The organism is Blautia sp. DFI.9.10 (assembly GCF_024461705.1).
GTDB classification, from domain to species: domain Bacteria; phylum Bacillota; class Clostridia; order Lachnospirales; family Lachnospiraceae; genus Blautia_A; species Blautia_A fusiformis.
In genome coordinates this window covers 58914-83553 of sequence record NZ_JANGAA010000015.1, presented here as the reverse complement: position 1 = coordinate 83553, position 24640 = coordinate 58914, and the positions used below count along the sequence as shown (strand labels likewise).

General features: G+C 41.4%; 19 protein-coding genes. 6 read left to right on the top strand and 13 right to left on the bottom strand.

The window, feature by feature from the left end:
* The first annotated feature begins 394 nt into the window (after positions 1 to 394).
* Positions 395 to 754 carry a helix-turn-helix domain-containing protein gene (locus tag NE671_RS10380; RefSeq protein WP_015524620.1) on the top strand — a complete coding sequence of 120 codons (360 nt, stop codon included), beginning with the start codon at positions 395 to 397 and terminating at the stop codon, positions 752 to 754.
* 63 nt (positions 755 to 817) lie between these two features.
* On the opposite strand, the gene NE671_RS10375 is transcribed toward NE671_RS10380, so the two are convergent.
* A complete protein-coding gene (locus NE671_RS10375) occupies positions 818 to 1153 on the bottom strand; it encodes a hypothetical protein (RefSeq protein ID WP_005426510.1) in 336 nt (111 codons plus the stop codon).
* A gap of 170 nt (positions 1154 to 1323) precedes the next feature.
* On the opposite strand from NE671_RS10375, the gene NE671_RS10370 reads away from it, so the two are divergent.
* From NE671_RS10370 to NE671_RS10360, 3 genes are all read left to right on the top strand, one after another.
* The gene (locus tag NE671_RS10370; protein ID WP_015541275.1) at positions 1324 to 1587 is read left to right on the top strand and encodes a helix-turn-helix domain-containing protein; all 264 of its coding nucleotides are present in this window, start codon (positions 1324 to 1326) and stop codon (positions 1585 to 1587) included.
* A gap of 94 nt (positions 1588 to 1681) precedes the next feature.
* Positions 1682 to 1855 (top strand): hypothetical protein, encoded by a 174-nt coding sequence (locus tag NE671_RS10365; protein WP_005426514.1) that lies wholly within the window; start codon positions 1682 to 1684, stop codon positions 1853 to 1855.
* The gene (locus tag NE671_RS10360; RefSeq protein WP_015524619.1) at positions 1842 to 2180 is read left to right on the top strand and encodes a type II toxin-antitoxin system RelE/ParE family toxin; all 339 of its coding nucleotides are present in this window, start codon (positions 1842 to 1844) and stop codon (positions 2178 to 2180) included. Before NE671_RS10365 ends, NE671_RS10360 begins: the two co-directional genes overlap by 14 nt.
* Before the next feature lie 53 nt (positions 2181 to 2233).
* On the opposite strand, the gene NE671_RS10355 is transcribed toward NE671_RS10360, so the two are convergent.
* On the bottom strand, positions 2234 to 2593 hold the full coding sequence (locus tag NE671_RS10355) for an MmcQ/YjbR family DNA-binding protein (protein WP_173683077.1): 360 nt from the start codon (positions 2591 to 2593) through the stop codon (positions 2234 to 2236).
* 400 nt (positions 2594 to 2993) lie between these two features.
* Here NE671_RS10355 and NE671_RS10350 point away from each other — a divergent pair, with 400 nt between their 5' ends.
* Positions 2994 to 3335 carry a MobC family plasmid mobilization relaxosome protein gene (locus NE671_RS10350; protein WP_118063470.1) on the top strand — a complete coding sequence of 114 codons (342 nt, stop codon included), beginning with the start codon at positions 2994 to 2996 and terminating at the stop codon, positions 3333 to 3335.
* Positions 3284 to 4663, top strand: coding sequence for a relaxase/mobilization nuclease domain-containing protein (locus tag NE671_RS10345; RefSeq protein WP_256163959.1), 1380 nt, complete (start codon positions 3284 to 3286; stop codon positions 4661 to 4663). Before NE671_RS10350 ends, NE671_RS10345 begins: the two co-directional genes overlap by 52 nt.
* Positions 4664 to 4686: 23 nt before the next feature.
* Here the strand turns inward: NE671_RS10345 and NE671_RS10340 are convergent, their stop codons facing one another.
* The 11 genes from NE671_RS10340 to NE671_RS16180 all read right to left on the bottom strand — a co-directional run bounded on the left by NE671_RS10340 (position 4687) and on the right by NE671_RS16180 (position 24464).
* Entirely contained in the window at positions 4687 to 5106 is a 420-nt protein-coding gene (locus tag NE671_RS10340; protein WP_256163957.1) for a winged helix-turn-helix domain-containing protein, read from the bottom strand.
* A gap of 102 nt (positions 5107 to 5208) precedes the next feature.
* A complete protein-coding gene (locus tag NE671_RS10335) occupies positions 5209 to 5670 on the bottom strand; it encodes a hypothetical protein (protein WP_110102444.1) in 462 nt (153 codons plus the stop codon).
* A 7-nt stretch (positions 5671 to 5677) separates the two neighbouring features.
* Entirely contained in the window at positions 5678 to 6457 is a 780-nt protein-coding gene (locus tag NE671_RS10330) for an ABC transporter permease (RefSeq protein ID WP_110102443.1), read from the bottom strand.
* Positions 6458 to 6459: 2 nt separating this feature from the next.
* Entirely contained in the window at positions 6460 to 7245 is a 786-nt protein-coding gene (locus tag NE671_RS10325) for an ABC transporter permease (protein ID WP_024738632.1), read from the bottom strand.
* On the bottom strand, positions 7238 to 8164 hold the full coding sequence (locus NE671_RS10320; protein ID WP_015524607.1) for an ABC transporter ATP-binding protein: 927 nt from the start codon (positions 8162 to 8164) through the stop codon (positions 7238 to 7240). The genes NE671_RS10325 and NE671_RS10320 overlap by 8 nt, the downstream gene beginning before the upstream one ends.
* 135 nt (positions 8165 to 8299) lie before the next feature.
* Entirely contained in the window at positions 8300 to 9217 is a 918-nt protein-coding gene (locus NE671_RS10315) for a sensor histidine kinase (RefSeq protein WP_110102442.1), read from the bottom strand.
* A gap of 5 nt (positions 9218 to 9222) precedes the next feature.
* Positions 9223 to 9915, bottom strand: coding sequence for a response regulator transcription factor (locus tag NE671_RS10310; protein ID WP_110102441.1), 693 nt, complete (start codon positions 9913 to 9915; stop codon positions 9223 to 9225).
* 43 nt (positions 9916 to 9958) lie between these two features.
* On the bottom strand, positions 9959 to 10096 hold the full coding sequence (locus NE671_RS10305) for a DNA-binding protein (RefSeq protein ID WP_080633534.1): 138 nt from the start codon (positions 10094 to 10096) through the stop codon (positions 9959 to 9961).
* Positions 10097 to 10429: 333 nt separating this feature from the next.
* Complete coding sequence (locus NE671_RS10300; protein WP_330410728.1) at positions 10430 to 10699, bottom strand: winged helix-turn-helix domain-containing protein; 270 nt, start codon at positions 10697 to 10699, stop codon at positions 10430 to 10432.
* Between the two features lie 202 nt (positions 10700 to 10901).
* Positions 10902 to 16241, bottom strand: a complete 5340-nt coding sequence (locus NE671_RS10295) for a DUF3849 domain-containing protein (RefSeq protein ID WP_256163956.1) — start codon at positions 16239 to 16241, stop codon at positions 10902 to 10904.
* Positions 16242 to 16295: 54 nt separating this feature from the next.
* Positions 16296 to 24464, bottom strand: a complete 8169-nt coding sequence (locus NE671_RS16180; RefSeq protein WP_330641820.1) for a DEAD/DEAH box helicase family protein — start codon at positions 24462 to 24464, stop codon at positions 16296 to 16298.
* Positions 24465 to 24640 lie beyond the last annotated feature (176 nt).

Genomic DNA, 24640 nt, shown 5'->3' with positions numbered 1-24640 from the left:
AAAAAATTTCTTAATAAATACGAGAAAATTGTTTTTCCTGTATTTTGAGGTATATAAAAAACGTCCTAATGGGTAGTTTTTAGCCCATCGGACGCTATTTATATCAAAAGATAATATTTTGCCATCATTTTTTGTGGCATATAATTCACTTTTTGAGGTAAAGAAATTTATTTGCTTTTTTGAACTATTTATCTATTTCATCCGTCACGTAATGACGGATATGATACCAGACAATAAAATTCTTAATCTTTCCTATACCTCCGGATCTGTTTTACGGAAATTCAGAATTTTATATGTCTTTTAAAAAGTGAAATATCACCCTCTTTTTTAGTGAAATATTAGTTCATTTTCTTTCAAGAAAGGGAACTATACACTAAACATGGAGGTGTATCATATGCCAAAACAAACAGATAAAGAACTGGGATTGTTTTTTAAGAACGCCCGACACGAGCAAAAATTGACTTATGAAGAATTAGCTGAAAAAGCAGAAATGTCCAGCCGATATTTAAAGGAAATTGAAAATGGGGGCCGAGTTCCCAGTTTTCATAAAATCAGAAAACTGGTACGCGCTTTAAATGTTCCTCCTGAACCATTGTTTTATCCAAACAATCATACAGATAATCTTGATTATCAACGCCTGCTCATGTACCTGTCAAAATGCAACGATGAGCAAATTACCGCTATCCTTGCCATCGTAGAAGCATACCTGCGCACATACAAAATTCCTACAGACCACGATAAACAAGATCCCTGAAATTCATTTGAATTCTATCTGAATTATTCTGAAGAAGCGGTATGGTTTCCCATACCGCCACTCTTAACGTGCATATTTTTCTATCATTCTCTTAACATTCGTGGATTTCTTTATTGCCCCTATATTAATAAGAAACTCAACTACATCCATCATTCCCTGGTAATAAGCCCGCTGCTCCTCTTCATAATGGAAATGTTCTAACTGATCCAGATATTTATTCCAGAAATTCTGCTCACGCTCTGGGATTTTTTCCAGATGTAGTGGCAGCTTCTTTTGTATTTGTTTCAAATTCTTCTCTGCTTCTTTCCATTCTTCCGGCTGTACTGTATATTCTCTTTCTCCGGAGTCACAGCGCAATTCCTCAAATAAATTCGATACTGCTTCATAAAATTCATTCATCTTCTTTCCACCTCTCACTAGAATTATTTCTCATTACAGGCAGCATTATCATTTTCTTATTTCAAAAATCAAATAAACTTTCCGAAACTTCATCTTTAGAAGTATAGTAACAATATTTTTCCTTAAAATCAATAATAATACTTCATCTTTAGAAACTTTTGAGGATCAGAATGATTATTTATTGGGATAAAAAAACGAACAGTAAAAACAGAATAGGACAACGGGTAAAAGAATTACGAAAGGCTCATAATCTTACTCAGAAAACACTCGCTGCCAAATTACAACTTGCAGGATATGATTTTAATGATCTGGCAATCCTGCGAATTGAACAAGGCACACGTTTCGTTCCCGACTACGAAGTTGTCGCACTGGCCGAAGTATTTAATGTTTCCTGCGAATATCTTCTTGGTCTGACGGACGCTCCTGCAAAATAATTCAATTGTATTGCTGCCCATTCTATGCTAAACTATGGATAGATACTTCTGAACAACATACACTATTTATAAACCGTATGATTGGAGTGATTTCATGGAATTAACAAAAAAAGTCCCTACAACCGATAAAAACCAGGAAAACAATCATCTTCTCCGCATGTTAGACCGGGGAATTGATGATATGGAAGCTGGTCGTGAATTGCCACTGGAAGATGCTTTTCGCAAAATCACAGAATTAAGGGATGCACGAAGAAATGCAAGAATATAAAATTATTTTAACCTGGGAAGCAATTTACGATGTCACAGACATTGCAGATTATATTGAAGAAGAATTCGGCCAGCAACGTGCTGACCGTTTTCAATCTGATCTGAAAGAACAAATGCAGAATTTAGGCCAGTTCAGTACTGCCTTTCCCCGAACTCAAATTCTGTACAGAGGATATTCCATACATAAAAGAGCTTTTCCGCCATCTATTATTTTTTATATTATAATGGAAGAAACAAAAGAGATTCATATTCTCCGAGTGTTGCGCCATGAACGAGATTGGGAAAATATCCTGTTGCAAAGATCAACTTATACATATCCAGAATGAATACCTGGGAGCCGATCAGAGATTTTTCTGAAAGGCTTCCTTTTTAATTTTAATTACTTCTCACTGTCAATTAAATCATAACTCATATCCAGAAAATCTAGCGTCTTAGCTTCACTGACAGATTCATCCAAAAGAATCGTAATCCAGTGTCGCTTATTCATATGATACCCCGGTAAAAATCCATACGTTTGAATTAACATCCCAACCAGATCAGGGTCACATTTTACATCCAGGATATTAATTTTTCCATCTTCTTCTAATCCCAGTGTTTTCTTTTCCACTGCCATAATTATAGCATACCATTTTCCATTTTTATGTCGAAGCACCGCAGAATCAGGATCTTTTTTCCATAAATATTCCGGTTCCGTTCCATATTGCTCTTTCACATATTGAAAAATTTCCTCACGTTTCAAATTTATCCCTCACTTACGATTTCTTGCTCTGATTATACGCTATCAGGATTATATTCTCAACCACTTCTCACAGTTCCATTTATGTTTTATAGCTTTTGCATAGCCTGCTTTGCAGGCTACACCCCAAAAGAAGCAAGCACTGCCAGTGTCATGACACCTGGCTCATTTTGTCAAATTCCCTTTCCGGTTCATTCTACCAAAATGTATCAGGGAGTATCCCTGGCCCTCTCATATTTTATAATTTCTTAATTTGACGCTTTCACCCAGTCCTGTTAAAATAACTTACAGATACATCTGTCCAAACCAACAAAAAACCAAGTACCATAACTGTCATAGCCGAACTGGTTAGACAGTTTTTTTGTACTCTTTTTTATAGAAAAAAACGAATTGGAGGATTTCAATGAGCAAACGTACCAGAATTCATCCCGTACAATTTTATTTGAATGATGACGAACAATACATTTTAGAAGAAAAATATCGTCTTTCCAGGATGAAAAGCAAATCTGCCTTTCTACGGAAAATGATCTTATATGGATTTGTATATGAAGTAGACTACTCTCATATCCGAAAAATGAATACCCTGTTGGGCAATATCAGCAGCAATTTGAATCAGATCACCCATCGTATAAACAGCACCAATGCAGTTTACCAAAAGGATCTGGACGATATAAAGGAGTTAATGGAAAAAATATGGCAGTTACAAAAATCCATGGTATCAAAACAACCGTTGATAAAGCAATAGAATACATCTGCAATCCAGATAAAACTGACCAGAATCTATATATTTCTTCCTTTGCCTGCTCTCCCGAAACAGCCGTTCTTGACTTTAAATACACTTTGGATCATACACATGACTGCAGAGATCCGCACAATACAAATAAGGCATTTCATCTGATTCAGGCATTTTCCCCTGGTGAAGTTTCCTATGAAGAAGCCCATCAAATTGGCAAAGAACTTGCAGATCGCTTACTGGAGGGAAAATACTCCTATGTTCTGACAACACACACTGATAAAGTTCATGTACATAACCATTTAATTTTCTGTTCTGCAGATAACATCACTTTTTCTCATTATCATGACTGTAAAAAGAATTACTGGAAAATACGAAATCTCAGCGACACTTTATGCCAGGAACATAACCTGTCCACAATTATGCCAGATGGTAAAAAGGGAATGAAATACAATGAATGGGCTGCAAATAAATCTGAATCCAGTAAGAAAGCGCAGCTGCGAAAAGATATCAACCAGACAATCCGAATCGTTTCCACTTACTCAGAATTTCTTGCATTTATGGACGCTAAAGGATATGAAATAAAAAACGCAGAATTTGGCGAAAACAGCAGAAAATATATTACCTTTCGTTCTCCCGATATGTCCCGTCCAGTGCGTGGAAGTGCTAAATCTTTAGGAAAAAATTTTACTAAGGAACGTATCAAAGAACGCATTAATAATAAGCTTCACAGAACTACCTTTCCTTCTGTTCGTAATAAGTTAATAGGCACTAACTCTCCCAATATAGCAGGAAACATTGGACTTCAGAAATGGGCAAATAAGGAAAATTTAAAAATTGTCTCTGCTGAATATAACAAGATGTTCACACATAATCTACATAATTTTTCAGAACTTGAAGACCGCATAGCCTTGTTACATATGCAGCAAAAAGAGGTAAATACCTCTGTTGTTTCTCTCGAGTCTCAGATACGCCATCTTCGAGAAATGCTAAAATATGCCGAACAATATCAGAAAAATAAAATTTACGACGACCATTATAAAAGCTCCAAAGATCCAGATCGTTATTTCCGTAAATATGAATCTCAAATTATTCTTTTCGCGGGTGCTGAACATATTTTACAGGAAAATGGCATGGATCTGAAACATCTTAATTCCAATAAGTTGCAAGAGCAAATTGCAGATCTTATTTCCAGAAAGGAATCACTAAATACTCAATACGTTTCCTTTAAGCAAGAAATAAAAGAGTTGGAATTGATACATCAAAACCTGTCCAAATATCTCAAACAGGATGCTCCTGAAATACAAAGATCTTCTCATAACCAACTCCCTTCTTTGTAAAACCATAATAATAGGCAGCGATTTCACTCGCTGCCTAAATTCCCATTAAACCGATATCCTACACCTCGTACTGTTTGTATATATAATGGTTGTCCAGGATCATCTTCTATTTTTTCTCTGATATTGCAGATATGTCGCATAACCACATTATAATCACCGGAATAAGGTTCATTCCATATGATATCATATATTTGTTCTTTGCTAAACACTCTTCCGGGACTTCGCATTAATAAATGCAAAATTTCAAACTCTATAAAAGATAAATCTATTTTTTCCTGCTTTCGAAATAATTCTCTTTTATCCAACAAAATAACAATATCTCCATAACTCAAATTTGTTTTTGCATTTTCAATTACTTGAAATGCTCTTGCTCCCGTATTGACACAGGATATTATATGATTCAGGATTTCTTCCTCACTATCTTCAAATGTCAGTATTAACATTTTCCCATGTAATCACCTACTTTATTTTTTATGCATAAACTTTTAACTAAAACAAATCTGCCGTACTGTGACATTTTTCTTTTACCATCACACAGCTAAAGATTATTCAATATTCAATTCAATGTTTCCAGTAAATTCCTCACACTCAATGCCGACATAATTTCCGCCATCAGGAAGTGTAATTGTGTCACTATAAGTTCCGGTTGTTTCAAGCAAAGTGACTACTTCATCAGCTCCAGAAATCCAAAATACTTTTGCAGTTCCCTCCGCAACCTCCAAAGTGCAATCAATAGACAAATCCTTACCAGCTTCTCGCTTTATAGAAGTTCCTCCAAACAAATACTCTGAATCTGAAAAATTCTCATAATCAGCCGTATAAGTTCCCGTATAATCATCAATCCCTTTTTCTTTTGTTCCTTCCAAAGATAACTTTCCTGTAAGCTCTATGACTCCAGCCGACTGAACGATATTATTATAATGATTGAGAATTTCATCTTTTGAACAGCCAGAAATCATAAAACTTCCCAAAAGGACAAATGCCAATGCTAAAACTATTTTCTTAATAAAATCATCACCAGCCTTTCTTTGGTGCTACCTTTTTGGCCTTTTTCTTTGTTTGGGTTGCTTCTCGCTCTTTCATGCACAAAATCAAGATGGCAGAAATAACAACAGCAAGCACAAGACTGCAAGAACAGCTTCCGATATTCCAGTTGACTGCGGTATCATAGCTGCGGTAGCCTACCATTCCAAGACTTGCGGTAATCGGATAAAGGTTTGCTAATGTCATATTTCCTGCGGCAAACATCCCTCCATATCCATAGACAAAAGCAATGATTACACCGACTAAAAAGCTACCTGTCCTCCGACAAGTAAGAGCGATAATCGGCAGAACCGCAAGATATAAAAAGAAATTAACCGCAGTAATCTGCAAGGCTGCTTTTAGAGCTAAGGAAATCTCAAAGCCTGGAAATCCCACAATCATTTCCGCTATGATTGTAAACAAGCTGCATATCAGCCCGAAAATAATAGACAATACGCCGCACACAATCAATTTTCCGGTCAGCAGCTTCTTAAAAGAAATCGGCACAGTCAGAATATTTTTCAGTGTGTCATCCGTCTGCTCACGAGAAATCATATATCCAGCAATTAGGCTGATACACATCGGAAAAATCATGGACATATTGTTTTTGATGACCTGTTCTGTAAGATAGGCGAAATCCCAAACGGAACCATCATTCGCCATAGAGGTAAACAAGGTCAGCAGGACGGATAGGAGCATGAGTGCAACGCCCGCCCAAAGGATATGATACCTTTTCAATTTATAAAATTCCGTTTTTACAATGCGAACCATGTTTATTCCCCCCTCTGCTTATATAATCTGTCAATCAGTAAGAACGAAACGAATGCCATGATTCCAAGAATGAATACAACTTGAAATGTTGAAGGAATTAGCCCTGTCATTTGCTCCAAGTCCATTTTTATTCCATGAGCCGCCATATCTCCCGCACTCCAAAATGTAGTCAGTGGCGTGGGCAGAAGCCATAACATGGTTTTAGGCAGTGTGTCAAACAATGCCGTAGCACTCATGTTCAGAACGCTGTAAAAGACACACAGCAAAATGGAAAAAACATAGGTCTTACTGAAAAAGACAACAAGGACAATCAACGGGAGTGTTCCTGCTGTAATGAAGATCCCCGTTTCAACCGCCAAAAACAGCTTATAACCAATTCCATAAACTTCTAATGTTCCAATTCCGCAAAGAATTGTTGCAATAGTAGAAGCCACGCAAAAAACAATTCCAAAGATAAAAAGGACAATGATCTTTGCAAGTACCATTTGCGTGCTGGTTACTGGAATTGTACGCAAATTTTTGAATGTATCGTTGTCGCGTTCCATAAAAAACAGGATGGCGGCAATCACTCCGATAATGCAGGGCAGTAAAAACTGGATACCATATCCCAACACCATGTTAAATAGTCCATCGAAAGCATCTGCCCGATCCGTATATCGCTCCATCATAGAGGGCGTTGTCATCAGATAAGTCAGCGGGATTGGAAACAGGAACGCAGCCAGAATAATCAGCGGAATAAATTTCTTCCGTTTCAATTTCAAAAATTCGCATTTGATTAGTTTAAGCAATTCCTTCGCCCCCTGTCACACGCTTGAAGTAATCTTCAAGACTTTCTTCACAGGTATGTGCTTCTGATACCTCCAATCCGTTTTCTACAAAAGCAGTTACAATTTTCCCCACAGGCAGCTCCATATTGTGTAGACGCAGATTGTGGTCGTCTTGTATGGAAAAATGGGTTTCATGGAAATTGCGTTCCAAAATTCTTGCCGCCTGTGCAGTATCAGAGATCGTAAACCGGATATGTTTACTGCTTTTTTGCTCCAACTCAGCAAGGCTTTCTTCTTCCAGCAGTGCACCGTGGTCAATAATTCCAATATCGTCAGCCAGCAAGGAAATCTCCGAAAGAATGTGACTGGAGATTAAAATGGTTTTTCCTCTTGCGTCACAAAGCTCACGGATAAAAGAGCGTACTTCTGCAATGCCGATAGGGTCAAGCCCGTTGATAGGCTCGTCCAAAATTAAAAGTTCCGGATCGTGCATGACTGCAAGGGCAATCGCCAACCGCTGCTTCATACCAAGAGAGTATTGCGAAAACAGCTTTTTATCCTTGTAAGGAAGTCCGACTAAATCCAGAGCGTCTTTGATGGCATGGTTGTTTGGTACTCCACGCAGGGTAGCAAAGATACGCAGATTCTCCGTACCGGTCAGATTGGGATAAAAACCAGGGGACTCAATCAAACTTCCAATGCGGGGCAGCAATTTCTTTTCATTTCCCTGCAAAGACTTTCCCCAGATTTTGACCTCACCGGAAGTCGGCTTCGTTAGACCCAACAGCATTTTCATGGTTGTGGTTTTTCCGGCTCCGTTTCTACCCAACAGACCATAAATTCTCCCACGCTTGACATGGATATTTAAGTCCGCCACACTCTTTTGTGAGCCGTATTGCTTTGTCAGATTTTTTGTTTCAATAATATAATTTGAATCCATATTCAAAACCTCCTGTTCTGTAAGGTATTCTATCACGCCAACCTTGCATTAACCTTGCCACAACCTTGCATTAACCTTGCAATTTGAAATCCGATAAAATAAACAAAAGTTCCCGTCACAAGGACGGGAACCCGCTTAAATCTCCAAGGGAAAACGTAAAGAAAATTCAGTTCCTTTTCCCGGTATACTTTCAACAGCTATGCTTCCGCCCATTTTTTCTACAAGTTGATGGACAATGGAAAGACCAAGACCGCTACCTTTCTCAGACCGACCTTTATCGCACTTATAAAGCCGTTCAAAAATGTGTTTCAAATCTTCTTTCTCAATTCCAACTCCATTATCTGCCAGCAGCAGCTCCATGCTGTTTTCCTTCTTCGATAGGGAGATTTTAATTTTGTCCGCATGGCTATGAGCGATGACATTTTGAATGAGATTATTGATGATTCTCATATAGCTGTCTATATCCAATCTTACCCGGACAGGCTGTTCGGAAATATCAATGTCATAATCAACCTGTTTATCCTCAAAAATCGGTATCCAGTCAATCAGGATATTCCTTGTAAACTCTGCGGCCTCAATGCTCTGGATTTCCAAAGCAAACTCGTTGGAATTTAACTTGAACCAGTCAAAAAGCACATCAATATATTCTTTCAGATCGTGGGCTTTCCGGCGAGCAGTTTCAATATAATCATCCCGGTCTTTTCCCGTGACAATACCTTTGTGTGCAGCATCAAGATACCCGATCAGAGTGGTAAGAGGCGTCCGAACATCGTGAGAAAGGCTTGTCATAAGCTGGCGGTTGGTTTCTTCCGTCTGTCGCACAGCAGAAAGCCTGCTTTCATAAGCCACAACGATCTCATTGATTTCATAGGCAAGAGGGGCTGTTAGTTCATTTGTTGCAGACAAAATACGCCGATTGCCATTTCCATTTTTCACATCAACCAATGCATCGGTCATTTCTGCTATTTGTTTTTTTATACGCCGAACGAGAACGATGGAAGTCAATACAGCCACAACAGCAATCACAATGGACAAGAATATGATGATTTCCATGCTGACTACACCTCCTTGTTAAAGCGATAACCGATCCCTTTGACAGTTTGGATGTACTTTGGACTGGAGGGGTTGACTTCTAATTTTTTACGAAGCCGACTGATAATCGCCATAATGTTACTGTCATCATAGAAATATTCTTCACCCCATACTTCTTCATAAATCTGCTGCTTTGTTAAAATCCTTCCTTGATTTTTTACACAATAGAGCAGCAAATCAAATTCCTTTGGTGGAAGTTCAAAAGTGCCGTTTCCCGTAGTAACGGAACGATTTTCAAGGTCAATTTGTAATCCATCAAAATTCAACTTTTGCATCGTTCCGGCTTGCTGATTAAAGCGAGTGTAACGGCGAATGAGGGACACAATACGGGCAATCAGCTCATCCATATCAAACGGCTTTGTCAGATAATCGTCCGCTCCGGCCCGTAACCCCCGCACCTTAGAAATGCTGTCATTTTTGGATGTGAACATTAAAATTGGCAAACTATGCTCTTTGCGGATTTCTTCCAGTGTTTCAAACCCATCCATACCGGGCATCATCACATCCAGTATTACAAGCTGATATTCCTGCTCTTTTAATTTCTGCAAGCCCTCTTTTCCGGTATTACAAAAATCGGCTGCTATATTTTCCGTTTGTACGCTGCGCTTAATTAAGGCACACAGTTCTCTGTCATCATCTATAATCAAAATTCTATTCATGGTACAATTCTCTCCCTTGTTTTGTCCGACCATCCACAGGTTTTTATGCTGATTTTGGTATCAGCCAAACCATTCCCATCTTTACAGGTCCTGGAATACGTCCACCAGAGCAAAAATAATTTATCCAACGAGGTGTTACTCCCCATTTTGCACTAGCTTCTTTTAATATCATATAATCCATATCCATTCCTCCGAATATTATTATAATTCGTTCTTTCGAATAATACAATCATATGCCTTCTACATTGGCACATCCTTCGGGAGTGCATGAAAGGATACCTAGCAAACACTTCCTATGTCATGACACAGACGAAATTTCCCACACTTTCCTAACGTCTGTACGATTAAATTTCCATAGGAAAGTCTTCCTGGCATTCTTCTGATTTTCTTCAATTTTCCGCTAGAATATCTTGACTTTTCACGCCGTCTGTATCATTAGTTAAATTTTTTCATGTATCTTGTGAATATCTCTTGGGTGTTAAAAAGGAAAAATAAGCAGTGATCTGGAATATTTTCACAGACCACTGCTTAAATTTTTATTAAAGCGATACCCAACTCCCCACACTGTCTGTATGTACATTGGTTTACTTGGATTATCTTCTATTTTCTCACGTAGGTTACGGATATGACTCATAACAATATTATAATCGCCAAAATATGGTTCTTTCCAGACACAATCGTAAATCTGCTCTTTACTGAACACTATTCCGGCATTTTGTGCTAATAGCAATAAGATTTCAAATTCTGTATAAGTCAATTCAATTTCAGTTTCACCATGGATCACTACTCGCCTATATTTGTCTATACTTAGTCCCTCAAAGCACAGGTTTTTATTTTCAACAATGTCTTGTTTGAAAATTTTTGTTTTTTCATCTACGCATGATAATATCTAATGTGTTCCTCTTCCATCGTATCATTTCGGTTGCCTTTATCAAACATTGCGGTCACTAAACATTCGTCTGTATCAAAGTTCATTGCCAGATCCATCATAATTCTACATCCCCCTTCTTATGTGCTTTGGATTTTTCAGTTGCCATTTCTTTCTGCTCCTGTGCTTTTACTCTTGCCTGGAACTCTTTTAACGACTGCAGCACAGATTTTTTCAGTTCTCCTTTTTCGCCCTTTACAGGCTCTTTCTTTTGCGTCTGGTTCGGTTCTACTGATACGGATTCTTTCTTGACTGGTATTTCTGAAACTTCCTGTTTCACTTCCACGGTCTGTTCTGCTTCCTGCACTTTTCCATGTTTCTCATTCAGATATTTTTCCATATCGTTGATTGCTTTCTGTACCAATGGACTCTCCTTATAATGTGGAATCATATCAATCAGATCCCTGTCTATCCTGTCTCCACTCATGAGTCCATATTCCCCAGAATAATCTTCATCGCCATCTTGCAGATCAAATCCGATTCCTTTGATTCCATGCAACCGTTCTGACGGGATGCTCTCATATATTTTAATGGCTTCTTCTAAAGTAAGGTTGTTATGGTACTCTCCCATGACCGGAAACTCCATGCACTCTGCGACATAAAAACTGATCGTGGCTTCTGGCTGTTCCTGCTCTGGCTGTTTGTCAAAGATAGAAAATCTCTCTGCGTCCTCCAGACGGGAAAGTAAAGAATGGGCAGTTATAGCATCGCTGTCTATATCGGATTCTTCAGATACTTCAACCAACCAGTCCTTTAAACACTCTGTTTTCTTATTCAGAATGTCCTCTGTGATTTTCTCCACCTGTTCTTCCCTGTTCTCAACGGTATCTTTATATTCATAAGCGTCATATTCATAGCTGAAATTATCTAAATCCACCGCCAGCTTTTTAATCTCCTGCTGATCAAGGTAAGCATCTGCTTCCTTCATATATTCTGCCAGAGTGATTCTTTCTTCTGCGATAGGATTGATGTCCACCTTAATACCTGCCATTGCTATACCATGAGCATTTAATTCATTGAAGAAACTGTCTTCACGGATATTGCCACGATAAGAAATCACTACATCAAGGTCAGAATCTTCCCGGTAAAGGTCTTGTCTGCTTCTGGAACCATACACCCTTGCAGCAAGCAGCTCTACCTCTTGTTCCATTCCCATATCTTCTAATACTGCCTGTGCATGGTATAAAACACCTCTTTCTACTTCTGCCCTGCTCAGACTGTTTAATGCCAGTTCATTTCTTCCAATCTCAGAAGTCGCACGAAGTTCCCCCTCCTGCAATAAATCCTTAGAGTGCTGGATCGTCATTTCTTCAAATTCTTTATAATCCACTTTGACACATTCCATGTCATCCATTCTTTCACTTTTAAGGATTTCATAAGCAGCTTCCTGAATGGATGCGTCTGGATTATCGTAATCACCACTCTGGATTTCATGCAGGTCAGAGTCATAAAAAATAAAAGAATATCCTTCTTCTGTTGCCTGAATAGTCAGATACCCTTTACTCCTGGTAAACTGCATTGCGATTCCCTCATAGGTTTGCAGTGCTTCTTCTCTGCGAAATCCTTCAAAAATACTTGCCGGGCAGTTCTTTTCTAATTGTATCCGCTGCATCTGTTCTTCCTGAACTTCTTCCACATCTGCCATCAGTTCTTCATAATCCACTACTTTTGCATCTTCCAGTGAGTACCCTTTATCTTCTAAAATATCACTGGCAGCTTCATCTACATAGATTGTCGGATTGTCATAGATTCCTCCATCATCCTCCTGATAATCTTCATTGTAAAATGTATAGTCATAGCCACCTTCTGCGGTCTGGATTGTAAAGTATTGTTTTCCAATCTGATATGCAATCTGTACCTCATTCCAGTCCAGCATGTTTTCCATTTTATTTACCGCTTCATATATTTCTGGATTCAGCCACCCTCCAATCTGTTCATACACATGGGTCAGCCGATCTATCCCGTTTTCACATCGGATAAAATCCATGCTTTCCTGCATCGTTTCCGTATTCTGGATACCAAGCACTTTTTTCCGATGATTTGGCAGGCGTAAATATTCCTGCATCGCTTCATCCAGTGATTCATACCGGTTTACTTTTACTACACCCTCTGCATTTACATCTTCCATCACATAAAAATTATCAATGTAATGGATCTCTGGCATTTTTAACTTTATGCCTTCCGGCAGCTGCACCTCACTGACTGCATGGAAATTAAACCGGATATCCGTTCCCGATTCATTTTTTCCTGCCATCGTTTCTTCCCATATGTCTTTCTGTACTGCCTGTATTTCTTCGATTGTAAGTGTCTGTCCACTCCGCAGGGTTACAACAGAATCTTTCGGGAATTCCGTCAAGTCATAAAGTGTTGTTCCATTTTCCTGCAGATATTCTGATACAGCTTCTAACGCTCCTTCATCAAATCCATTCCATAAGTCCTCCGCTACAAGCTGTCCATTTTCTGCTACGATAATGTCAGCCACATCGGAGCCAAATTCATCATGTTCCATTAAGAAAAACTTTTCCCCAGCATATTCCTTTTTATCAACCGTATGCCATGTCCCGTTATGTCCTTCTGCTTCATATCCTCTTGTCTCTGCTGTGATCGTCACTTCGTTTTCTCCTATCGCCTGTTCTATCCTCTGCATCCGGATCTCAGCTCTTGCCATGTCGATAAACCCATCTAAAACTGCCGGGTGGCTTTCAATCACATAATCCAGGTTCAGATTTCTGCCCCGGCTGATATTTTCCGGGATTTCGATATGCTCCGCCCAGTCTTTGTTCTGTCTGGAAAATCTTCCATCATGAGAAAGTTCACGGATGGTGTTTGCCATAACAAAATTCATACGTTCTTCCCCGAAGCGTTCCACGACTTCTTTTGCCGCATCCTGCTTTAAGTGCAGTCCGTCAAAATTCTCCCGGATAGCTTCTTCGATTGCCTTCTTGCAGTCCAGGTTTAACTTTCTGGAATCCAGATAGGCATCTACATCCCGTTCTCCCATTGCCTGTTCCAATGTTCCTTTATAAACTGGCGGATATGCCCTGACGGAATTATGTTCCAGCATGTTCATTCTCTGCTGGATAAACTCCGAAAGTTCCTGAAATCCAAGAGAATCTACATAATAGGCTGTAATCTCTGCACCCCTGTTTATCACGATCACATCACTTACCGATAAGGAATGGCCACGGAAATCTTCCGGTCGGTCAATGTTAAAACGTTCAAATATATTGTCTAACGTGATCGTTGGCATCCACGGTGCTGCATAAACCATCCGGTAATCCTTTCCGTCAATGGTATAGCCCAGACTCTTTGCGGATTCTATTCCCATAAACTGATAGGTATGCTCATCTCCACTATCCATCTGATAAATGGCAAACCTTCTGCTTTCTCCATGCAGAAGAAGTGTCTCATCAATCTTTTCTGCACTCTGCCGTTCCAGTGCTTCCTGTTTTGTGGCAGAGACTTCTCTTTCTTTCTGGACTTCCCATTCTGTTTCTGTGATTCCAAAGATACCGTTATATCCAAAAATCTCATTTTCCGTCTCCACAAGCACCTGTTCTGCCCGTTGTGGATTCTCTGGATTTCCATATAAGATGTAAATTTCTGCCCCTCCACGGTATAATTCATATGCCCGGTCTTTCGTAAGCGGTAGCATATGGTCTAACTGGATTCCTGCCTCGTGCATTTCCGTAAAACCGATCATGCCATCTGGGAAATTGTCAATCTGTGCCTGTGTTTCATTCATAAGGTTTCTCGTATATTCACTTTCCGGTCTGCGGATTGCGATCATCATACGGTTCACCAGTCCAAGTACTTCGTCTTTGTCATCCATCTTATATGCAAAATTCACAATAAGATTTCTCTGGGAATCTGTGAAGTTTCCCGTATTGGCAGCTTCTGCCTTTTCAATCAGACGGTGAGCATACTGCATGGCTGTTTCTTCTGCAATCTCTGGTTCCTTGGCTGGGAAGTTTGCCCTTGCTGCCTGAATCACTTCATACACCAGCTTTGAACCGGCTTCATCATAAGATTCCCTCATATCCCATACCAGGTCATTCAGTCTTTCCACCTGTCCGGGGAAGGTTTCTGCATATTCATTTACAAATGTCTTTTCTTCTTCTGAAAAAATATTTCTTGGAAACTCTGCCTTTTGTACCAACATCTCTGCCTGCTCTTTCGGAGAAAGGTCAGAAATATAAGTAACGCCTGTGTCAGCATCATATTCCACATCATAAAAATCAATCGGATAGTTCTCTCCGTGTCCACTGCTGTCATAGAGTGGTGTGACAGCAGCACCTTTTTCTTCCAGAAAACTTTCCAGAGGTTTCTCATTTTCCTCTATCTCGCCACTTTCCAGAAGGCGGACGTATTCTCCCACATTCTGCTCTAACTGTTCCCTGCTCATGTTTTCAATCAGATCATAGGTAAACTCGGAACCCATACTGCCTGAAAGATGCAGAATTAAATCTTCCTTATGAAAAGTATCCCGGATTGGTCTTTCCATTTCCAACTCGTACATCTGTGCCTCGATATTCTCAATGATCTCTGCCGATGTTTTTCGGATGGTATCCATAGATGCTTTCAACGCCTTCCTATCCCTGCTCTCGCACCAGCTGGCGATATAGGTAAACGAATATTCTGAAGTATCCAGACCAAAATGGTTGCAGACTATGTAAGCGATACTTTCTGCTTCCACTTCCTTTGTTGTCTGGTCTTTTAAGAAGCCTTCCGCATCCATTACTTCCCGGTCATGCAGCAATGCGTGGCTCACTTCATGGACTCCGGTTTTCATCGTCTGGACATTACTCATATCTTCCTTTATCGCAATATATTTTTCTGTCTGGTGATAATAGCCTTTTGCTTCCCCTTCCACATTCATCATGCGGATCGGTACAGGAGAAATATTCTGCAATGCCTGCATGAACGTATCATAAAACTGTACACTTCCGGTAAGCTCCGGCACCTCCAGTTCTGCGATCGGTTCTCCCTCTGTCTGGCTGACATCAAACACTGTCGTTATGCGGAATCTCGGTATCACCATCTCCACAATCTCTGTTTCCGGCTGTCCATCATCCCCAATCACAGGCTCTTTTGTTACCGGGTCGATCTTTTCAATCTCCTGTTTCTCCCGGATCGGTGCTGGTGCAATGATCTGGATTCCTTTCTCTCCACGTTTTACATGACGGTTAAACTTCTTCTGCCATGCCTGATACCCTGCCACCAGTGTTGCTTCCGGTTTCTGCATGGTGATCAGCAGCGTGTTATTAAAGCTGTAATTATGGAACTTTGACATGGTATTCAGATATTCGGTATATCGCTCCGATGTAAAGATTTCCTTTACTCCCTGCTCCAGCCGTTCCGATATTTCTTTTAACTGTTTTTCTATATTATTTGCCATAAACAAACCCTCCATTTTATGTCCCCGCCAGAGAAAACTCTGACGGGAAATCTTTTATAACTCCTGTTCGTGTTTTTTCTTTGCAGCTTTCTGTACAGGTGGCTGTTCCGCTGTATTCTGCTGTGCCTTCTCCTGCTTTAAGCGTTCCAGAATAGATGGCTTATGGATTCTGTCTGCTGTTTCCGGAAGTTCTTTTTCTTCTGCAGTATCCCTGCTATCTGTGCTACTTCCTTCTCTGCCAATATCCTCATCTGCCATAATCGTCTCATTACCCTTTTCATCCATGTTCAGCAATGCATTTAACTCGGATAACCGTTCCATCTTTTCATTCAGCTCTGCTTCTTTCGGGAATGGTTTCTTTACCTCTTCCTGTGCAGTAGCAAGCTGCTGTTGTACGGTTTCCAATTTCTGCTCACTTTCCGTCAGCTTCCTGTCAATGGAAGAAAGGGTGTTATGGATACGCTGCATATTTCCTACCGGGTCTTTTCCGATCTCCAGCTTATAAGAGCATTTTCCTTTGACCGTCAGTTCAAACGCATTGGAGAACATATTGTAGGAAGCGGATAACGTAAACCCATGATATTCTCCGACCTTTCCGCCGGTGCTGACGGTTTTTAATCCTGCACAAGCAGCGATCAACGCTTCGCCTGCTTCTTTCTTATCTTCATAAAGGACATTCCCTACCGTCATGACAAACGTGTCATTGTCCTGTAAATCCACGCTTTTTACTACCTGGGAATCTATCTGCATCCCGGCAATCCGCTCTTTCAATGCACTGATCTGTACCGGGAAATTCTTTGCAATATCGGATTCCAGACGATAAATCTGACTGGTGTGGTTTGCCTTTAAGAGTTTCAGCTTACTCACCTGCACATCCAGATCCATTTTTTCCTTAATGTACGGATTACCTGTAGCAAGAGCCTTAATCTCGGCATAGGACAGTGCCGTATCATCCACATCTTCACAAGCTCTGACCGGGGATTTACTGGTCATGATCTGGCTGATGAACTTCTGCTTATTCTCCAAAATCTGCCACATATACGCATCAAAAGTATTTTCCGTCACATACCGGAATATCTTTACTTTGTCATTCTGGTTTCCCTGTCTTAAGATACGTCCTTCCTGCTGCTCCAGATCAGACGGTTTCCATGGACAGTCAAGGTGATGGAGAGCAATCAGTCTGTCCTGTACGTTGGTACCTGCACCGAGTTTTGGAGTGGAACCCATCAGGATTCTCACCTGTCCAGCCCGTACCTTTGCAAACAGTTCCGCTTTCTTTGCCTCCGTGTTGTATTCATGGATAAAAGCAATCTCTTCTTTCGGGATTCCCCTGGCAACCAGTTTGTTTCGGACATCATCATATACATTGAAAGTCCCATCCCCTTTTGGAGTAGACAAGTCACAGAAGATCAGCTGTGTTGTCCGGTCTGCTTTTCCCTCGTCCCATACCTGAAAAGCATTTTCCACACAGGTATTGACCTTGCTTTTTTCTGCATCCGGAAGGAGTTCATTTAATAGCCTCTGATCCAATGCACATTTTCTTCCGTCATTGGTAATCTTGAGCATGTTGTCCACCGTTGGATTCACAAGACCGGCTCGTACTTCTTCCGCACGTTCCGAAAAGGCACTGACCATTTCCTGCTGTTCTTCACTTGGTTTTAAGACTTCATTGATAAACTCTGCTTCCGGTACAGGAAGATTCAGCATATCCGATGTCTGAATATCCGCAGCTTCCTTAAAAATGGAGATCAGCTCTGGAAGATTAAAAAAACGGGCAAACCGTGTTTTCGCACGATAGCCCGTTCCTTCCGGTGATAATTCGATTGCGGTTACTGTCTCCCCAAACGTTGCCGCCCAGGAATCAAAGTGTCCCATACCCATACGCATGAGTGTGTCATACTGAAGATAACGCATGATAGTGTAAAGCTCGGTCATACTATTTGATACAGGAGTACCTGTAGCAAAGGTGATTCCTCTGCCGCCTGTCAGTTCATCCATATACCGGCATTTCATAAACATATCCGAACTTTTCTGTGCATCCGTCTGTGAGATACCCGCCACATTCCGCATTTTTGTATACAAAAAAAGGTTCTTAAAACTATGGCTCTCATCCACAAACAGCCGGTCTACACCCAACTGCTCAAAAGTTACTACATCATCCTTTCTGGTCTGGTCATTGAGTTTCTTCATCCTCGCCTGCAGACTCTTCTTTGTTTTTTCCAACTGCTTGATGGTATAATTCTGCCCTGCCTGATGTGCCGCTTCTTCAATGGAAAACGTAATATCTGCGATCTGATCTTCCAGCATGGCAATCTGCCGTTCTCTTGAAAGAGGGATTTTCTCAAACTGCGTATGGCCGATGATCACGGCATCATAATCCCCTGTCGCAATACGGGAACAGAACCGTTTTCGGTTTGCCGGCTCAAAGTCTTTCTTCGTTGCCACCAGGATATTTGCTCCCGGATAGAGACGTAGGAAATCACTGCCCCACTGCTCGGTCAGATGGTTTGGCACAACATAAAGATTCTTTTGTGAGAGTCCCAGCCGTTTTGATTCCATACCGGCTGCGATCATCTGGAACGTCTTTCCTGCTCCTACGCAATGAGCCAGTAACGTATTATTTCCATACAGCACATGAGCCACTGCGTTTTTCTGATGCGGCATCAAGGTGATCTCCGGGTTCATGCCGACAAACTGAATATGGCTTCCATCATATTCCCGTGGACGGATGCTGTTAAATCGTTCATTATAAATCTTACAGAGATCTTCCCGTCGGTGCAGGTCTTTAAATATCCACTCTTTAAATTCCTCTTTGATCAGCTCCTGCTTCTGCTGTGCCAGCATTGTTTCCTTCCGGTTTAATTCCCGGTGTTCCCCCTCGGCATCCTGTACCGTGTCATAAATCTTGGTATCTCTAAGGTTTAAGGCATCTTCCAAAAGACGGTAGGCATTGGCTCTCTGTGTTCCATAAGTGGAAGTGACAAGGGCATTTCCGTAGCTGTCCACATTCTTTCCCATAACATTCCATTGTCCGGTCACTTCGGCATACTGGACTTTGACCTTGCTCCCTACATAATATCTTGGTGTATGGAATGTCTCTGCCATGAACTGTGTGATATAGTTCTCTGAAATCCAGGTTGCTCCAAGTCTTGCCTCAATCTCTGACGCATCCAGATCTTTTGGCTGTACCTGCTCCAAATACTGCACATTCACCTGATATTCTGGGTGATCTTCTGCAAACTGTTTGGCGATCTGCAGTTTCTCTCTTACATTTCCAGAAAGATATTCGTCCGATGGCTCCCATTTTTCACTAATCGGATTCTTAAAGATTACCCCCGCCAGTTCTTCGGTAAGCTTCTCTTCTGTTTTCCCGGAAAGCTGTGCCATATAGGAAAGGTCAACGCCTGCCCTCTCACCGATAGAAACCGCAAGTGCTTCACTGGCAGTATCTACAGAAGTTACCGTTTCTGCCCTGCGGATTGTCCTTTTGGTAAAAATATCCGCTTTCCGTTTCAGTTCTCCCTTATCATCCAGAAATTCCAGAGAAGTCAAAAGACAATAGCTGCTGTCCTGGCTGAATGCCCGCTTATTGGCATTGCTGCTGATAAGACCATATTTTGCTGTAAAGGCATCATATTCTTCATTGAGTTTTTCCTGCAGCTTTGTGATCTGTTCAGCGCTTCCCTCTTCCATTTGACACTGGATCAGTTCATTCGTAACATCACGGATCTTCACCATCCCTTTGACACGTTCCGCTGTCATTGCCGGAAGCTCCATGCGGTTCATCACAGAATTTTCCCGGTAATAGACTTCATCATTCACTACGGTAAAACTGAAATTCTTTACCTCCGGGTCTGCCGGGATAGAGACAACATCCTCCTCCAGCTCTGTATCCGAAAGTTCCAGTTCCGTGATCGTGCCATGGATATTCTGGACGGCTTCTTTTAACTGTTCTTCTAAGGTAATTCCTTCTTTTGGTTTTACGGTCACTTCCTGCTTTCCATACTGGGTACTTTCTGTAGTAAACTCACCAAGCACCATTTCCGGATGCTCTGCAAAATAAGCATTGACTGAATAGCCTTCCTGTGTTTCCTTTAGATTTAACCATTCCGGTTCCTCAATGGATGCCCTGTCCCTTTTCTGGAAAAACAGAATATCAGAAACAACGCTGGTATTGGCATTTCTCTGGAATGCATTATTCGGTAATCGGATGGCTCCAAGCAGTTCTGCCCGGTTTGCGATATACTGTCTCACTGCCGGATTCTGCTTATCCATCGTTCCACTGGAAGTTACCACTGCAACTACGCCGCCCGGACGCACCAGATCAAGGGATTTTGCAATAAAATAATCATGGATCATAAAATGATGCCGGTCATATCTGCGGTCACTGACCTGATACGCCCCAAATGGAACATTGCCTATCACACAGTCGAAAAAGCTGTCCGGATAACTGGTTTCCTCAAATCCCTGTACTGCAATCTTATTTTTCTGGTAAAGCTGTTTTGCGATCCTGCCCGAAACCGGGTCAAGTTCCACACCATACATATTGGCTTTGCCCATACTCTCCGGGATCAGTCCCATAAAGTTACCGACACCACAGGACGGCTCCAGGATATTTTCCTGTTTCAGTCCCATGTTTTCCAATGCTTCATACATACTTCGGATCACGGTCGGGGATGTATAAAAAGCATTTAAGGTCGATGCCCTTGCTGCACTGTATTCTTCTGGCGATAAAGTATTCTTTAATTCCAGATACTCATTTGCCCAACTGCTGTTACTCTCCTCAAATGCCTGTGGGATACCACCCCAGCCAACATAACGGGATAAGATTTCCTGCTCTTCAGGTGTTGCCAGACGCTCTTCTTTCTCCAAAGTCTGTAACAAATGGATGGCTTCCATATTTGCCTTATACTTTGCTTTAGGTCCGCCTGCACCAAGGTCATTATCCTGGATATGGAAGTTGTGTGGTTTTGTTACAATCTTTTCTACTTCCGGTTTTAAATATGGCTGGAATTCTCCCTCATATCCAAACAGTTCATTTTCTCCGGGAATATAATTGCGTCCGGTTTCCAGACACCGGAACACATCGGCAGTTGGTGCATTGCTGACTGCATAAAAATCATCATAAGAATACTTTGGGAAATCTTCTGTATGATAGGTTGATAAATGCAGTTCTGTATTGGAACGGGTCTGTGCAACCAAATCTTTTCCTTCTATTCCTTCCGGCAATACCCCTACTGCTTCAAAATGATACCCCAGATATTCAAAAACACCTTCATCCCAGGACTCTGCCAGTTCTTCTGCTGTTTTAGCTGTTATCTTTTCTTCTGATTCAGTTGCTTCCCGCTCCCCAGAATCTTTCGTTGTTTCCTGTTTCTGATTTTCCAGAATATCTTCTCTGGCAGTAACCTCTTCCTCTTCTATTTCCTCCACATCTGACATATCTACTACGGTCGGTTCTGCCACTGCCTTCGTATCCAAGAAATCAAACATGGTCATCTGGTGTCCGGATGGTTCCGCAAAAGACGGTTCTGCTTCCGGTGTCGGGAAAATCGTATAGGTTCCTTCTGCATACTGGTGAAGTTCTGAAAGAAGTTCTGTTTTCTGCTGGTAATTTGTCCCATACGCTTCAAAATCCAATGGAAGAGCTGCCAATGCTGCATCCATCTTCTGTAACAGTTCTTCTGTCTGCTCTGGATTCTCTAAAACTGACACCATTTCTTTTCCTGGTTTTTCCCAGAAGAAATCATCCGTAAATGGTCTGTCTATCTCTTCCGGAAGACGGTCATAAAAGCGGAGTACCTTATTCGCCATCTGCTCCCGTTCATATTCCGGCATACGAGCATAATCTTCTGCCTGCAGGAACTGGTCATTCTTTATCAGATAATCTACTCTGTTTGCAACTTTATTCCAGGATAATAAAATTGACGTATATGGATTCCCATAAGCACCTCTTGCAAGAAACAATCCTTTTCCATCATAGTTTGCGTGTGAATCATCGGCACCAGACAGTGCGTGACTGCTTCCACCGATCCCATACTGTTCCTTGATAAAACCTGTCCTCGATCTTTCATCTTCATGCAGCAGATAAAAGGAATACGTCCTAAGCCTGCCCTGCGAATACGCTCCACCTCCTGCAAGATAAGCATCAATCTCATCCTGTGTAATGAACATCGGATGTTCTTTCCAGGCAAAGCCCTCCCTAGCCTGATAAGGAATCACCTCATCCGCAAACTTCTGAAACTGCTTTGAGATATTTATAGGATTATAATGATGGAAACGCATAATAAAATGATTTTCTTCATAGGCTTCTGCCAGTGCATCCAGTCTTTCATTCAGTTCCGAAAGCCACTGAAGATCCTCCAGCTTTTCTTCCAGATAATCCGTGATCTCCGGATAGATACTGCGAAGATGTGGTAAATCCTCCTCATCGAAAACAATCTCCGCTACTCCTTCTGCCATATCCCCTTTCATATAAGCAAGAGCCTGGGCGTGTTCTTTTACTGCATTACTTCTTGCCGCATCCAATACAGACTGCGGTGCATATTCACCCTGGTCTAAAAGCTGATGGATACGTCCGCTGACATCTTCCCATGATAAAAATGCCTTATCTAAGATATGGTCTGTAACTGTATGCCCTACTGCGATCTGCATCCCGGTTTCATCAAACCAGACCGAATATTCATTTCCATCAATCTGAAAACCTTTTCCCCCTTTGCGGTATTCACGCTTCACAAACTCCGTATATTCCTCCGGTGTCTGTTCACTCATGAAATTATAGATGATCCGGAGCTGGCTGGCTTTCCGGTTTCCTCCTGTCCGTAAAATCTCATCGACAACTTCCTCTGGAATCTGGATTTCTCCGGCATAAAGGGCAGCTGCTCTTTCCTCGATCTGCCGCCTTTGTTCATCTGCGGTGGGATATTCGGGCAAAGATAAAGCAGAGGCGATCTCTTCCTCTGCTTTACTCAATCCATCTTCTCTTGTATCTTCGACTAACTGTATACCAATTCCGTCAAGATGCTCTCTTCCGCTGTTGCCATCAGTGCGTTCATGTGTGCTGTCCATGCCATCGGATCTGCTTCCTTGTCCGGTGCCGGATTCTTCTCCAGCAGTTTCTCCATCTGGCTGTCCATTCTCTTCTGTGCTGCTTTCTCGATCTGTTCCAGATGGCTGTTCAGCTTCCCGGTCAGGAACAGGCTCTGATAAAGGCTGTTCTTGTGTTCTTTCAGAAATGTCCTCCGCAGCATCCCATATTTCCCGATCGTCACTTCTTCCTCTTCGACGGTCAGATTCGGAAACAGGTAATCTCCCTTGCGATGATATGTCAGTTCCATAATCGGTTCCTCCTTCATTTTCAATATTTTCTTCTTTTTTCGTTTCTGCATCCCGGCTTTTAGTTTTACGTATTAACGCGGTAAAGTTATTATAATTCCTTTCATTGGAATTTTCAACCTCTTTTCTTGCTTCTTCCAGAGAAATTTTATGTACGGTCTTTCCAATATCAATCAGAATACTCTCACTGAGCTGGCTTGCCGCATTTCCAAGGAAGGTGAGAACAGACAGACGGTTATAATCTGTGATATGCATAAAGTCCTCTTCTTCCAGAAGTTCCATCGGGTCAAGCCCGCATCGCCTGGAAAGCAGATAGTAAACACTGTCTGTTGCCAGCTGACGGAAATCACTGCGGATCGTCACCTCATCCAGATCTTCCAGATAAGTACCTTCTACAGCATATTCCAATCCATCCAGGTATTCCTCCAGATTGTCATTGACCATTTCCCTTGCGACCGCCATCAATGCGTCCTGCAAAGTTGCCGCATCCTTTTCTTCCAGAGCATAGACCTCTGCCAGATGGGTGAGGATCTCTTCTCTCTGGTGTTCCTGCATCTTCCAAAGATACGGGCTTCTGCCTCCGGCTACCATGTGGGTATCCGAAATATCAAACACATAACGAAGTTTGGTATTCTGCCAAGTTTCATCAAACAGGGCAATTCCTCTTGCACCACGATTTACCCAGCGTAACATCTTTTCATTCCATAGTTCCAGTGATGCACAGGCTGTTGCGTCTGGACGCTGTGCATGGATCAGAAGCTGGTCTGAAAAAGAATACCGATATAACCTTGATGCTGTGTCCATATAATCCATCCAATCCCCTGGCGAACTGCTCACTGATACGGCATGTTCCTGTACCAAGTTTCGGATGTCCTGTAGTTTAGACATTTAACTTCCCTCCTGTCAATAAAAAAACAGCCCACTCTTTTTAGAATTGGCTGCATAAAATGTACTTTACTTTTCGGAGAGAAAATGCTATATTCTAATTGGAAAGAGTAACCGCCCACAAGGTGGATGCTCCTGGATTAGGTTTTAATTTATTTTGCTCTCAAAGAGAGCTGCCT